The sequence below is a fragment of the Streptomyces sp. NPDC088553 genome, assembly GCF_044752965.1.
In the GTDB taxonomy this organism is placed as follows: domain Bacteria; phylum Actinomycetota; class Actinomycetes; order Streptomycetales; family Streptomycetaceae; genus Streptomyces.
The window spans coordinates 144,603-157,096 of sequence record NZ_JBIVMG010000001.1 but is presented as its reverse complement, the minus strand read 5'-3'; the positions used below and the strand labels follow the sequence as shown (position 1 = coordinate 157,096).

At 70.9% G+C, this 12,494-nt stretch carries 13 protein-coding genes and 1 tRNA gene; 7 read left to right on the top strand and 7 right to left on the bottom strand.

Translation table 11 applies throughout. The features are described 5' to 3' along the window. Window positions 1-84 precede the first annotated feature (84 nt). The 4 genes from ACIP8Z_RS00780 to ACIP8Z_RS00765 all read left to right on the top strand — a co-directional run bounded on the left by ACIP8Z_RS00780 (window position 85) and on the right by ACIP8Z_RS00765 (window position 2,730). Window positions 85-591, top strand: a complete 507-nt coding sequence (locus ACIP8Z_RS00780) for a MarR family winged helix-turn-helix transcriptional regulator (protein ID WP_402076998.1) — start codon at window positions 85-87, stop codon at window positions 589-591. A gap of 91 nt (window positions 592-682) precedes the next feature. Next, the gene (locus tag ACIP8Z_RS00775; RefSeq protein ID WP_402076995.1) at window positions 683-1,174 is read left to right on the top strand and encodes a DUF2975 domain-containing protein; all 492 of its coding nucleotides are present in this window, start codon (window positions 683-685) and stop codon (window positions 1,172-1,174) included. Continuing rightward, the gene (locus ACIP8Z_RS00770; protein WP_319312804.1) at window positions 1,174-1,395 is read left to right on the top strand and encodes a helix-turn-helix transcriptional regulator; all 222 of its coding nucleotides are present in this window, start codon (window positions 1,174-1,176) and stop codon (window positions 1,393-1,395) included. The genes ACIP8Z_RS00775 and ACIP8Z_RS00770 overlap by 1 nt, the downstream gene beginning before the upstream one ends. Before the next feature lie 279 nt (window positions 1,396-1,674). Continuing rightward, window positions 1,675-2,730, top strand: coding sequence for a PP2C family protein-serine/threonine phosphatase (locus ACIP8Z_RS00765; protein ID WP_402078839.1), 1,056 nt, complete (start codon window positions 1,675-1,677; stop codon window positions 2,728-2,730). Between the two features lie 256 nt (window positions 2,731-2,986). Here the strand turns inward: ACIP8Z_RS00765 and ACIP8Z_RS00760 are convergent. Then, window positions 2,987-3,063 (bottom strand) — tRNA-Trp (locus tag ACIP8Z_RS00760). A 240-nt stretch (window positions 3,064-3,303) separates the two neighbouring features. On the opposite strand from ACIP8Z_RS00760, the gene ACIP8Z_RS00755 reads away from it, so the two are divergent. Beyond that, the gene (locus ACIP8Z_RS00755) at window positions 3,304-4,467 is read left to right on the top strand and encodes an alpha/beta hydrolase family protein (protein WP_402076992.1); all 1,164 of its coding nucleotides are present in this window, start codon (window positions 3,304-3,306) and stop codon (window positions 4,465-4,467) included. A gap of 105 nt (window positions 4,468-4,572) precedes the next feature. On the opposite strand, the gene ACIP8Z_RS00750 is transcribed toward ACIP8Z_RS00755, so the two are convergent. Further along, window positions 4,573-4,809: a hypothetical protein gene (locus tag ACIP8Z_RS00750; RefSeq protein ID WP_402076989.1), complete on the bottom strand. Its 237-nt coding sequence runs from the start codon at window positions 4,807-4,809 to the stop codon at window positions 4,573-4,575. Window positions 4,810-4,945: 136 nt separating this feature from the next. Beyond that, window positions 4,946-6,073 carry an NADH:flavin oxidoreductase gene (locus ACIP8Z_RS00745; protein ID WP_402076986.1) on the bottom strand — a complete coding sequence of 376 codons (1,128 nt, stop codon included), beginning with the start codon at window positions 6,071-6,073 and terminating at the stop codon, window positions 4,946-4,948. Window positions 6,074-6,191: 118 nt separating this feature from the next. Here ACIP8Z_RS00745 and ACIP8Z_RS00740 point away from each other — a divergent pair, with 118 nt between their 5' ends. Continuing rightward, window positions 6,192-6,626 carry a MarR family winged helix-turn-helix transcriptional regulator gene (locus ACIP8Z_RS00740; protein ID WP_402076984.1) on the top strand — a complete coding sequence of 145 codons (435 nt, stop codon included), beginning with the start codon at window positions 6,192-6,194 and terminating at the stop codon, window positions 6,624-6,626. Window positions 6,627-6,734: 108 nt separating this feature from the next. Here ACIP8Z_RS00740 and ACIP8Z_RS00735 read toward each other — a convergent pair whose 3' ends face one another. From ACIP8Z_RS00735 to ACIP8Z_RS00720, 4 genes are all read right to left on the bottom strand, one after another. After that, window positions 6,735-8,165 (bottom strand): DUF2252 domain-containing protein, encoded by a 1,431-nt coding sequence (locus tag ACIP8Z_RS00735; RefSeq protein ID WP_402076981.1) that lies wholly within the window; start codon window positions 8,163-8,165, stop codon window positions 6,735-6,737. Between the two features lie 318 nt (window positions 8,166-8,483). Beyond that, window positions 8,484-10,043 carry a UDP-N-acetylmuramoyl-L-alanyl-D-glutamate--2,6-diaminopimelate ligase gene (locus tag ACIP8Z_RS00730; protein WP_402076980.1) on the bottom strand — a complete coding sequence of 520 codons (1,560 nt, stop codon included), beginning with the start codon at window positions 10,041-10,043 and terminating at the stop codon, window positions 8,484-8,486. Between the two features lie 164 nt (window positions 10,044-10,207). Beyond that, entirely contained in the window at window positions 10,208-10,345 is a 138-nt protein-coding gene (locus ACIP8Z_RS00725; protein ID WP_402076977.1) for a hypothetical protein, read from the bottom strand. 487 nt (window positions 10,346-10,832) lie between these two features. Further along, complete coding sequence (locus ACIP8Z_RS00720) at window positions 10,833-11,324, bottom strand: MarR family winged helix-turn-helix transcriptional regulator (protein ID WP_402076975.1); 492 nt, start codon at window positions 11,322-11,324, stop codon at window positions 10,833-10,835. Between the two features lie 75 nt (window positions 11,325-11,399). Between ACIP8Z_RS00720 and ACIP8Z_RS00715 the strand changes: the two genes are divergently transcribed. Continuing rightward, complete coding sequence (locus ACIP8Z_RS00715; RefSeq protein WP_402076972.1) at window positions 11,400-12,347, top strand: zinc-binding alcohol dehydrogenase family protein; 948 nt, start codon at window positions 11,400-11,402, stop codon at window positions 12,345-12,347. Window positions 12,348-12,494: the final 147 nt, after the last annotated feature.

The following is a 12,494-nucleotide window of genomic DNA, read 5'->3' as shown; positions in this document are numbered from 1 at the left end:
TCAACGTTGAGATAAAAGCAGCTCGACTCTCTCAACGTCAAGCGTCTTAACGTTGAGAGGATTTCTACGGAGAGGAGTGCGGCGATGAGTGATGCCGTGGACGCGATCATCGGTCAGTGGGTCAAGGAGCGCCCCGATGTCGCGGAGGACCTGTGGCCGGTGGAGCTCTTCGGGCGGATCCAGCGGCTGGCCCGGGTGATCGACAAGTCCGCCAAGGCCTCGGCCGCCGCCCACGGTGTGGAGCACGGGGAGTTCGACGTGCTGACCACGCTGCAGCGCTCGGGTCCGCCCTACGCCCTGACCGCAGGGGCCTTCCTGAAGGCGTCCATGGTCACCTCGGGTGCGATCACCAACCGGATCGACAGGATGGAGGCGAAGGGCCTGGTCGAGCGGGTCCGTGACGGCGAGGACCGCCGCACCATCAAGATCCGCCTCACCGAGCGCGGCCACGAGGTCACCCGGGCCGCCTTCGCCGACCATCTGGCGAACTACGCGCGACTGCTCGCCGACGTGGACCGCGACCTGGTCGCGAACACGGGTGCGGGCCTGCGGCAGGTGCTGGAGGCTCTCGGCGACACGGGCATCGAATAGCGACCGGCGACCCGCCGCCGCCCTCCGTCCCTCTTGCTGAACCTATCGAGATTCGATAGGTTCCCATCGTAAGTCGATGTAAGGGTGGGTCATGGGAAAGCTGGCAGTGGGTGCGTTGCGCGCCGTTCTCGCGGTGGTGCTCGTCGGCACGGTGTTCGTGCAGGCGCTGATGGTGTGGGTGTTGGTCAGCGGGAACGACCCGGAGGACGGGTCGCTCGCCCTGACCCCGTTGCGGGTGATCGTGATCCTGGGGATGGTGTCGGCGCAGGTCGCGCTGGTCTCCGTGTGGCGGCTGGTGGCGATGGTGCGACGCGGAACCGTGTTCTCCCTCGCCGCCTTCCGGTACGTGGACGGTGTGATCGGTGCGATCGTGGCGGCTGCCCTCCTGTGGTTCGCGGTCACGGCCATCAACGCGCCGGGCCAACGCGAAGACCCGGGCGTCACCGTGATCATGGCCGGAATCGGCGTGGCCATCCTGGGGGTCGCGCTCATCGTGCTCGTGCTGCGGATGCTGCTCGCCCAGGCCGTCGATCGCGACGTCGAAGCGGCGCGGATGCAGGCCGAGCTGGACGAGGTCATCTGATGCCGATCGTCGTCGACGTCGACGTGATGCTGGCCAGGCGGAAGATGTCCGTGGGCGAGCTCGCCGGCCGGGTGGGGATCACGCCCGCCAACCTGGCGGTACTCAAGAACGGCCGGGCCAAGGCGGTGCGGTTCGCGACGCTCGCCGCGCTCTGTGAGGTGCTCGAGTGCCAGCCGGGAGACCTGCTGCGATGGGAGGCCGAAGCCGCTACGGACGGCTGACGCCCGCCGCGCGGCGGGGCGACTGGTCGAAACGGCCGCGAGAACACGTCGGCCAGCACCCGCAGGCGTCCTTCATCGCCCCTCGGCCCAGTGTCTGCGGCCCCTCCTGGTGGAGCACCTGGTCGGCTGAAGGCCGCGGCCCGCTCCACCCGCCACCCGACACGGCCCGGGGCGCTATGTACCTCTTATGTGGATATTCTGTCCGGTGTGATCGAGTCTGGAGAGCTACGGCTACGGCTGCGGCTAGGGCTTCGCCGACGCTACGGCCCTGGCGTGCTTGTGCGGCTGTCGCCGGTCATCCTGACCGTCGTGATCGCCGCGCTGGCCTACAACACTCCGCCCGAGATGGCATTCAGCCGCCTCCTGCCCGCCGCACCGGCCCTGGCCGCCGCCATGTGGCCGGTCCTGCCCACCGTCCTGCTCGGCACGGTCTGCCTGGCGCTGATGATCGGCCTCAGCCTCGTCTTCCCCGACCTCGGAACATGGTGGACGGCCGCGGGGATCATCGCCGTCACCGTCGCCGCGGCGTACGGAAGCCATGTGCGGCTCCAGCGGGAACGCACCCTCCTGCAGGTGCGGCTCGTCGCCGACGCGGCGCAGCAGGTGGTGCTCGGCCCGATGCCACGCCGCTTCAGGAACGTCGAGATCGAGTCGCTGTACCTCGCGGCCGCCGCCGAGGCACGCATCGGCGGGGACTTCTACGAGGCCCTCGACACGCCGCACGGCGTCAGGCTGCTCATCGGGGACGTGCGGGGCAAGGGGCTGCCGGCAGTGGGAGCGGCCGCGGCCATCGTCAACGCCTTCCGTGAGGCGGCCCACAGCGAGACCGACATGGTCGAGATCGCGCGCAGGCTCGACGCCAGCTGCACCCGGTACAACGGGGCCTTTCCCCCCGACGGGACGATGGAGCGCTTCGCCACCGCGCTTCTCGTCGAGATTCCGAACGACGGCGGGCGGATCGACGTACTCAACTGCGGACACCCACCCCCGCTGCTCCTGAACCGCGCGACCCTGCGCGTCCTCGAGTCGAAGACCCCCTCGCCCCTGCTCAGCCTCGCCGACCTGCTGGGTGACCACTACAACGTCGACAGCTGCGCCTTCGCCCCGGGTGACCTGCTGCTCCTCTACACCGACGGGATCGCCGAGGCCCGCGACCGGCACGGCGAGTTCTTCCCGCTGGCGGCCTGGACCCGCCGACAGCCCCTGACACCACCCCGCGAGCTGCTCACGGCGCTTCACCGCGATCTTCTTCGCTACACCCAGGGGCGTCTTGACGACGACATCGCCGCCCTCGCCGTACGCCTGTGTGAGCGGCGAGCCGCACCTTCGCCGTGAGCGACTTGCCGCGCCTGGCAAGCGCAGTGAGGCGAGGAGCTGGAGGCGCTCCGCGACGGCGGTGCCGGGTTCGGCGGTGAAGACCAGGAGGACCGGCCCAGGGCTGCCGGGCAGCGGGTAGGTGATCCCGGTCGGGGTGATTCCGTCGCTCTCGGGGTGCTGGAACAGCGTGGCCCCGTGGACGTTCTCACGATGGTCGCACGGGGGAGCGGAGACGGCGTGAGCGTACTGCCCCGCGGTGTGAGGGACAGGGGCATGGCAGGGGTGACAGGAGTCGAACCTGCGGCATCCGGTTTTGGAGACCGGCGCTCTGGCCATCTGAGCTACACCCCTTCGGTGTGCGGCCAGCTTGGCACCGCCGTAGATCCCGGCGCCACTCGATTTCCGAAAGCGGCGCCGAACGCCGGGCGCCGACCGCATCAGCCCCAGGGTGTAAACCCGTGGGTCAATGCCCTCGCGACGCAGTCAATCCGTGGGCCGATGCCGCGCGGGAGGGGCACGTGACAGCGTTCCAACGTGCCCACGGACCGCCCGTGGCAGCGCAGTTGACGATCAGTCGCCACGGGAGGGCTCATGGCCACCACGCCGTTCATCCGTCGGAACGGCGTGACGCGTCGCAGCATGCTGGGAGCCGCGCTCCCCGCCGGGGCCGCCGCCGCGCCGCGGCTCCTGCTGCCCGTACCCACCGGACCGCACCCGGTGGGCACGATCCAGCTGCGTCTCGTCGACCGGTCCCGTCCGGACGGCATCGCGGGTCCCGGGCGCTTCCGCGAGCTGATGGCCGCCGTCTGGTACCCCGCCCGGGACGTCCGGCGGTACCCGGTGGCGCCCTGGATGCCGACCGGCGCGTTTCAGGCGTTCCTCGCCGACGCCGGGTTCAGCGAACTGGCCCCCTCGGGGCCGCTCACCGCCGGCCACGTGGGTGCTCCGGTGCGGCGGACGGGCCGGCGGCTGCCCGTCGTCGTGTTCTCGCACGGCGCGCACAGCCACCAGGGCGACCACACCGTCACGGTCCAAGAGCTCGCCAGCCACGGATACGCGGTGGTGACGGTGGCTCACCAGTACGACACGTACACCGAGTTCCCCGACGGCCGCATCGCCGTACCGCTCCGCGACAGGCAGGCGCCGACGCTGCCCGGGGACTTCGCCGCCGACGTGCGCTTCGTCCTGGATCGGGTCGAGGAGCTCGCCGCCGGATGCAACCCCGACGCCGACCGCAGGGAGCTGCCGGCCGGGCTCCTCGGCGCACTCGACCCGCGGCGCATGGGCGCGTTCGGCTGGTCGAAGGGCGGGACGGCCACCGCCTGCGCCACGCTCGCGGACAAGCGCATCAGGGCCGGGCTGAGCCTCGACGGCCCGATGCGGATGAACCCGCCGCTCGCCGGCGACCTGGACAGGCCGCTCATGATGATGTCCGCCGAGTTCACCCGGGCCACGGATCCCGAGGCCGCCGCCTTCTGGTCGCACCTGCGGGGGTGGCGCTCGAACATCCGGGCCGAGGGCGCCGCCCACGTCTCGTACGGCGACAACGAGGCACTGTTCCCCCAGGTGGCGAAAGTACTGGGATGGAGCGGTCAGCAGCTCCAGGACGTGATCGGCACCCTCGATCCCGACCAGGCGGTCAAGATCCAGCAGGCGTACCCGCTCGCGTTCTTCGACGAGCACCTGCGCCACCGCCGGGGGCACCTGCTCGACGGGCCGTCCCCGGCCTTCCCGGCGGTGACCTTCCTCCCCTGAGCCCCCGGGACCGCAGCACCGCGGTCCGTCGCAGTGGTCCGCCTGCCCACCTGTCAGTCGACGCGCCGTCATCCCGCGCTTCCGGCTGCCGAGTTGGGGTGAGAGTCAGGCGGCAGGCGGGTCCTGAGGTGGGGTGGGTGTCAGATGGTGGGTGAGGGTGTCGCCGGTCCCGGGGGTGAGGGGGCCGGTCGGGCCGAGGCCGAGTTGATCGGCGAGGTCGCGGGCGTGGACGGGGGCGGTGGCTTCCAGGAGGACGGCGTAGGTGTCGGTGGCGGCGCGGGTGCGTACCCGGCCGGTGAGGGTGAGGCCCGAGACGTCCGCCCGGGGACTGGTCGTCGCCATGCTCGCCACGCCCGGCCTTCCCCGCAACGGCCGTCGGGACCCTTCAGCCGGGAATCCGGGCGGCTGGGCCGGGGATCCGGCCGGTTCCGTCGGGAATCCGGCCGGCTCCGTCGGTGAGCCCTCGCGGACTTCGAGGCTAGCTCAGCGTCTTCACCGCGGCCGCGTCGTACGGCTTGAGCTCGTCGGTCCGCCCCGCCAGGACCTTCGCCGCCCACTCCGGGTCCTGGAGCAGCGCGCGGCCGACGGCGACCATGTCGAACTCGTCCCGCTCCAGGCGGTCGAGAAGGTCGTCGATGCTTTGCACCGGGGCGCCTTCGCCCGCGAACGCGTGGATGAAGTCGCCGTCGAGGCCGACCGAGCCGACGGTGATGGTGGGCCTGCCGGTGAGCTTCTTGGTCCAGCCCGCCAGGTTCAGGTCCGAGCCCTCGAACTCGGAGATCCAGTGGCGGCGGGTCGAGGCGTGGAAGGCGTCGACGCCGGCCGCGGCGAGCGGGGCCAGGATCGCCTCCAGCTCCTGCGGGGTCTGGGCGAGCCGCGCGTCGTAGGCGTCCTGCTTCCACTGCGAGTAGCGGAAGATCACCGGGAAGTCGGGCGAGACGGACGCGCGGACCGCGCTCACGATCTCGGCCGCGAACTTCGTACGGGCCACGGGGTCGCCGCCGTAGGCGTCGGTACGGCGGTTCGTCCCCGACCACAGGAACTGGTCGATGAGGTAGCCGTGGGCGCCGTGCAGTTCGACGCCGTCGAAGCCGATGCGCTCGGCGGCCGCGGCGGCCTCGGCGAAGGCGCCGATGACGTCGTCGAGGTCGCTCTGGGTCATGGCCTTGCCAGTGCCCTCGGTACCGTCGGGGCGGATGCCGGAGGGGCCCATCGCGGGGGCGTCGGCGTAGGGCGCCTGACCCTGCTTGCGCACCATGCCGATGTGCCACAGCTGCGGCACGATCGTGCCGCCCGCCGCGTGCACGGCCTCGGCGACCTTCGCCCATCCCGCCAGCTGCTCCTCACCGTGGAACCGCGGCACACGGTCGCTCTGCCCGGCCGACTCGTGGCCGACGTAGGTCCCCTCGGTGACGATCAGGCCCACGCCGGCGGCGGCGCGGCGGGCGTAGTACGAGAGCACGTCCTCGCCGGGGACCCCGCCGGGGGAGAACATGCGCGTCATCGGCGCCATCGCGATGCGGTTCGGGACGGTCAGGCCGTTCAGCGAGACGGGCCGGGACAGGATCTCGGCGGCGCGGGAGGTGGGGGACGCGGTGACGGTCACAGGGACGCTCCTCGGGGCAACTACTTGACAACCTTGATGCTTGAGAACTTCATGCAACGAGGGGACGGTAGAGGTCATTGGTTGAGATAGTCAAGTATCTCCGGGTAGAGTGGCCCTCATGACAGAAGCTCCCCGCGTCGAAACGGCCCAGCTCATGGAGCTGCTCTCCGTGTCGCTCGGCGTCTACTACGGCGATTTCACCGTCGCGGCGGCGAGCGAGAACCTCACGGCGAGCCAGGGCAAGGCCCTGACCGTGCTGCGCCGGGGACCGGCCGCGATGCGCTCCCTGGCCGAGACCATGACCTGCGACGCCTCCAACATGACCGGGATCATCGACCGGCTGGAGAAGCGCGGCCTGGTGCGCCGCGAGGCCGACGCCTCCGACCGGCGCGTCAAGAACGTCATCCTCACGGCCGAGGGCGAGCGCGTCACCGACGCGATCCGCGCGCGAATGCGCACCACCCAGGAGGGCCTGGACAGGCTCAGCGACCAGGACCGGGACTCGCTGTACACCCTGCTGGAGCGGATCTTCGTCTCCCCGCCCGCCGCCTGACCCTCAGGCCCCCCGCGTCGCTTCGACGGTGCCTCCGAGGCCCCCCGCGTCGAGCCTCTCGGCATCGGATCGGCGACTCCGTACGACTCCCGGGAGACCTCCCCGTCATCAGGTCGCGGGCAGTTCCTCCGCGGGCAGCCGGCCTGCGGCGACGGCGTCGACGAGGGCCTGGTGGTCGCGCTCGTTCTGGTCGGCGTAGGCTTCCGCGAAGACGGCGAGCGCCCGGTCGAAGGAGTCGCCGCTGCCCAGGTACGAGGCGATCGCGATCCGGTCGCCGGACCGGGCGTGCGCACGGGCCAGCGTGACCCCGCACACCTCGCCGAACGCGCGCATGCGCCTCGGGTTCATCGTCTCGGGAAGGGCGATGCCCTTCCAGTCGCGCAGCTGGCGGACGTAGAAGTCGCGCTTCTTGCCGTCGATGCCGTCCACTCGCTCCCAGCCGAGGAAGATGTCGCTGGTGGCCTGCATCAGCCGCTGGCCGGCGACCACCCGTTCGCCCTGGTTGCGGTACGTACTCGCGCCGACGTGTGCGGCGAGCACGGAGGTGTCCGCCTCCTTGGCCTGGAGGAAGAGCGGGTCCTGGTCATCCCGGCCGAGGAGCAGGAAGATCCAGCAGCGGGTACCGACGCTGCCGACGCCGACCACCTTGCGGGCGACATCCGCCAGTCGGTAGTCCGACAGGAGCGTGCGCCGGTCGGAAGGGAGAGTGAGGCCGTACCGCTCGATCAATCCCCGGAACTGGCGCTCCAGCGCGCCGCGCTCGGCGTCCGGCAGCAGGTCGTCGACGGGGATGAGCAGCGGGGGATCCGCCGCGATCCTGGGCCGTCCGTCGACCGTCTCGGTGAGCTTGTCGAAGGCCTGCAGACTGTCTCGGCCGCGCGCCTTCTCCAGGGCGCGGGCCAGGTTCTTCCGGCCGCGCTTGTGCAGACGGTCCGTGGCCAGGGACTCGAGGCGCTCCGCGTCGATCTTCGCGTACCAGACGTCGATCGTACGCATGCCCGCGAAGCGGATCATCGCCTCGCGGTACGAACGGACTGTGCGCCGGACGATGCGTTCGCGCTCGACGTCGTCGAAACCGTTCGCCCGGGCCGCGATGACGAAGCTCGCCGACAGCCGCTTGACGTCCCACTCCCAGGGACCCGGCAGTGTTTCGTCGAAGTCGTTGATGTCGAACATCAGCTGCCGTTCCGGCGAGGCGAGGAGACGGAAGTTCAGCATGTGCGCGTCCCCGCACAGCTGGGCCGTGAATCCCGAGCGCGGGGTGGCGGCCAGGTCGGAGGCCATGATCGCGGCGGCACCCCGGTAGAAGCGGAACGGGGACTCCGTCATACGGCCGTAGCGGATGGGAACGAGCTCGGGCACTCGGGTCGCGGACTGCGCCTCCAGGATCGTCAGCGGGTCCGGCCTGTCAGGAGACGGCTCGTACACCGCATGGCCCGATCGCGGCGAGCTGCGCCGCGCCTCCTTGCCGAGAGCTGCGCGCTCCTCGGGTGTGGCGTGGGGTGCGGCACGCAGCGCCGTGGTCGACTGCTGGGGCATCGAGGGCCCTCCTGCCTGGCCCTGCGGCCATCGTGTTGTCCGGCACCGGCGCCAGGGCGGCCAAGGGCTCCGCGGTCTCCTCCGATGTGGTCCGCTGCCGTCATGACGTGGGCGGTGCCCACGGTGGCGCGATGGCGACCAGCTTCCTGTTCGTCTGATCGAGTCACTTCCACTTTCGACCCACCTGGCCCGTTGCGCACCTTCGATGGGAGACGAGGAGCGCACCGGGGCGGCGCACGGGGCCTGAGCGCTCCAGGACCCGGCAAGGCTCCGCTCCGCACCGGAGCCGACCCACCGAGCCCCTGGCGAACGCCCGGATCAGCCGGCCGGCGCCGCGCCGCCTCCACGGCTCGCGTCCGCACCCGAGACGCTGACGTGGGACGAGCCCCGCAGGCTCCGCCCGAAGGCGAGTTCACGCACGGTGGCCATGTCGCTGAAGGGCAGCAGTTCCTCGCCGACGATCTGGTGCGGCTCGCTGCCCTTGCCGGCGATCAGGACGGTGTCCTCGGGGCTCGCCGCCGACAGTGCGAACGCGATGGCCTCGCGACGGTCGGCGATCCGCTCGAACGGCGTACCGGTCGCGGCGAGGCCGGGGGCGATCTGGTCCAGGATGGCCTGCGGGTCCTCGTTGCGCGGGTTGTCCGAGGTGAGGACGCACAGGTCGGAGTGGGTCCCGGCGATCCGTCCCATGTCGGCCCGCTTCGTGTCGTCCCGGTCGCCGCCGCAGCCGAAGACGGTGATGATCCTGCCCCGGGCGTAGCCGCGGAGGGTGGTCAGTACCTTGTCCAGGGAGTCCGGGGAATGGGCGTAGTCCACGATCACGGACGCACCCTCCGGGGTCTCGAAGCGTTCGAACCGGCCGGGGACGGGCGGCATCCGGTCGAGCGCGGTCACCAGGTCGCCCAGCTCGTGTCCGAGGACGTGGCAGGTGGCCAGGGTGGCGAGGGCGTTGGCCACGGAGAACCGCCCCGGGACGGGGATCGACGCCGGATACGTACGGCCGCCGTGGTGCAGGGTGAACCGCGTGCCGGACGCGCTGACGACGAGATCGGTCGCCCGGTAGTCCGCCGGCCGGTCCAGGGCGTACGTGGTCACCGCACCCGGCATCATCGCCACGATCCCGGCGCCCACCGGATCGTCGGCATTGACCACCGCGTGCCGGCAGAGCCCCTGGAAGAGACGGAGCTTGGCGTCGCGGTAGTTCGCCATCGTCCCGTGGTCGTCGAGGTGGTCCTGGGTCAGGTTGGTGAACACCCCGACGTCGATGAACGTACGGTCCACCCGGTGTGTCAGCAGGCCCATCGACGTGGCTTCGAGCACCACACTGCCGACCCCGCGGTCGCGCATGCACCCCAGGAGGTACTGCAGGTCCGGCGACTCCGGGGTGGTCAGCACGGTGCGTGGCATCGGGATGAGCTCGTCGCCGATCCGGCTGCCGGCCGTCCCGATGACGCCCACCGTCGCGCCCTCGGAGATCCGCAGGGCGGACTCGACCATGTACGAGACCGATGTCTTGCCGTTGGTGCCGGTGACCGCCACCACGTCCATCTGCCGCCCCGGTTCACCGAAGTAGCGGGAGGTCACGATCGCGGCCGCCCTGCGGGTGTCCGGCACCCGCACGACGCACGTGCCCGGCGGCCACACCGTCGCCGAGAGCGCCGGTTCCGTGCCGTCGACGAGCACGGCGGCCGCTCCGCGAGCGAGCGCGGGCGCCACGGAGCCGGGCCCGCCCTCCCGGTGTCCGGGCACGGCGACGAACAGGCAACCGGGCGTCACCCGATGCACGTCGAAGGTCGTCCCCGCGGTGATCGGCGTGCTGCGCGGGTCTCCCTGGAGTACCTGGTGCTCCTGCCCGGCCAGCAATGCGCTCAGCTTCACAATGATCCCTTCGAGGTGGCCCGGCCCGGTCGTGCGGCCGTAGCCGGGCGGCAGCGCCGGGCGAACGCCGGAACGCTGCTGTGGTGACGTGGAGCGGGGGCGGGCTCGGCCCGGGAGGGGGCCGGCGTACGGCGCGGAGAGCGGCGCGCCGGGGGAGAGGGGCGCTAGCCGTGGCCGTGGAGCGCGATACGGAGGGTCGGCGGCGCCTCGACGTCAGCGGAGGTGGCCGGGTCGACAACGGCCGGACGCACTCCGGAGGCGGCCTGCCACAGGCACTGCCTCGTCGAACTCGTGCGACCCATGGAGCGAGTGTACGGCCGTTCCGTCGGCTCACCGCCCACATCGCCGGCGGCCCCGCTCACCAGGTGCTCTGACGAGAAATCCGTGCGCCACGGCCTCCGGAGCAGAAGCTGGGCCCGGCGTTCAGACAACAGGCCGCCGAGCCGGCGGGTCCGGGCCGGCGCTCCGTGGCAGGGTCGACTGCCGCGCGGACGTGGACGTGCCGCAGCTTCGTCAGGCGTTCGGGTTCCTCCAGAGATGCCGCTCCTCCAGGCTCCACGCCACCGCGAGCCGCTGGGCTTCGTCCCGCTCCATCATTCGTCACCAGGCCGTCGGATCGACAGAGGCACATGGACGGCCACCGGCGGCGGACCGGACCATCGATCACCGCCGGCTGGGTTCGTTCAGCACCACGGGCACGGCAGAACAGGCAGGCGTCGCGGGCGGGGTGACCGATCTTCCGGAGCGGGTACGAGTGATGGGGTGCCCGCGCGTGTGGCGGCCGCGGGCTCAGCCGGCGGGCGGGGCTGCCGCGTGGCGCGTCTGCTGGATCAGGACGGTGGTGGCGCGTTCCAGAAGTGCGCAGAGTGAGGCGTGTTCGGAGGGCGTGAACGCGTCCTCGAGCGCGTGCTCAAGGACGATCACCTCCTGGTAGGCGCGGTCCAGCAACGCCTGGCCCTCATCGGTGAGGGTGGCGATCTGCACCTTGGCGTGCACGGGGGACGTCTCGCGGCGGATGAGTTCCTTGGTCTCCATGTTGCTCAGCACGCTGCTCATGCTCTGCTGCGTGACGCCGCAGGCGCGGGCCACTTGGGCGCCCGACATGCCGCCTTCGCGTGAGAGGACCAACAGGACGGTGTACTGCGTCATGGTCAGACCGTAGGCACGCAGCACTGCCTCGTGGTGCGCCATCAACGCCTGCTCCGACCGCCTGATTCGGGTGCAGAGGTCGTTCTCGATCTGAGCTTCCACCGCGTACTCCCACTCCATTGACAGGTTCATGGGTTGACTCAGGAACCTTATATGCCTACCGTTCTCGACTGTAAGGATACTGAGTCAACACAGGGGGCTGTAACCATGAAGGCTGTCGTTCTCGACGCCGCCGACCACTACCGAGTGGCCGAACTCGATGAGCCCACCCCCGGCCCCGGCCAGGTGGCGATCCGTGTGGCCTACGCCGGGATCCAATGGGGCGACACCATGGTCAGGGACGGCCAGTTCGCCGTACCTCGCCCCTTCGTCCCGGGATTCGAGGCATCCGGGCACATCGTCGCGGTCGGCGCGGGCGTCGACGCACGCCGTGTCGGTGAGGCCGTCACCGCGCTGACTACCTCCGGTGCCTACGCCGAAGTGGTCCTGGCGCCCGCCACGCTCACGTTCGGCATCGGCGGCATGCCGCTGAGGACAGCCGCAGGTCTCGGGTGGGGCGCACCGACCGCCTACGACCTGATCAACACCGCCGCGAACGTGCGGCCTGGCGAGAGCGTGCTGATCCACGCCGCCGCCGGCTCGGTCGGCACGCTCGCCGTCCAGTTCGCCCGACTGGCCGGAGCAGGCCGGATCACCGGTGTGGTCAGCACTGCCGACAGGGCCGACTACGCCGCACAGTTCGGGTACGACCGGCTCCTGCTCCGCGAGGAGTTCCCGGCCAAGCTCGGCGACGAGAAGCCCGACGTCATCCTCGACCCGGTCGGCGGCTCGACCCGCACCGCCGGCCTCGATCAGCTCGCGGCACACGGCCGGCTGGTGGCATACGGCAACCTCGCCACGTACGAACCCGTCCTCGCCAACGCCAACGACCTCCTCATGCACGGCAAGTCACTCGTGACCTACAACGGCAACCTGCTCAGCCGGACCCACCCCGAGCGGATCGCCGACAGCACCCGCCGCGTACTGGACCTCGTCGCCGACGGCACGGTCCGCATGAACATCACCACCGAGTACGCCCTCGGAGACCTGGCCACGGCCGTGCAGCACCTCGCCGAGGGCACAACCCAAGGCAAGAGCATCCTCCGCGTCGTCTGACGACACACAGAAAGCACCGACCGCGGGGCGGCTCCCGCGATGAACCCCGCCAGGAGGGGAAGGGACCACCCGGGACGCGGGAGCGATCCAAACCGGCGTTGACGTGACGACCACGGAGACCGGCACGGCGCCGACCGGCGCAATCCG

Bases quoted from the DNA above. Each gene is read 5' to 3' on its own strand.
- ACIP8Z_RS00750 (WP_402076989.1), bottom strand. From the start codon at position 4,809: ATGGCGACGACCAGTCCCCGGGCGGACGTCTCGGGCCTCACCCTCACC.
- ACIP8Z_RS00780 (WP_402076998.1), top strand. From the start codon at position 85: ATGAGTGATGCCGTGGACGCGATCATCGGTCAGTGGGTCAAGGAGCGC.
- ACIP8Z_RS00755 (WP_402076992.1), top strand. From the start codon at position 3,304: ATGGCCACCACGCCGTTCATCCGTCGGAACGGCGTGACGCGTCGCAGC.
- ACIP8Z_RS00775 (WP_402076995.1), top strand. From the start codon at position 683: ATGGGAAAGCTGGCAGTGGGTGCGTTGCGCGCCGTTCTCGCGGTGGTG.
- ACIP8Z_RS00720 (WP_402076975.1), bottom strand. From the start codon at position 11,324: ATGAACCTGTCAATGGAGTGGGAGTACGCGGTGGAAGCTCAGATCGAG.
- ACIP8Z_RS00740 (WP_402076984.1), top strand. From the start codon at position 6,192: ATGACAGAAGCTCCCCGCGTCGAAACGGCCCAGCTCATGGAGCTGCTC.
- ACIP8Z_RS00735 (WP_402076981.1), bottom strand. From the start codon at position 8,165: ATGCCCCAGCAGTCGACCACGGCGCTGCGTGCCGCACCCCACGCCACA.
- ACIP8Z_RS00725 (WP_402076977.1), bottom strand. From the start codon at position 10,345: ATGGGTCGCACGAGTTCGACGAGGCAGTGCCTGTGGCAGGCCGCCTCC.
- ACIP8Z_RS00715 (WP_402076972.1), top strand. From the start codon at position 11,400: ATGAAGGCTGTCGTTCTCGACGCCGCCGACCACTACCGAGTGGCCGAA.
- ACIP8Z_RS00770 (WP_319312804.1), top strand. From the start codon at position 1,174: ATGCCGATCGTCGTCGACGTCGACGTGATGCTGGCCAGGCGGAAGATG.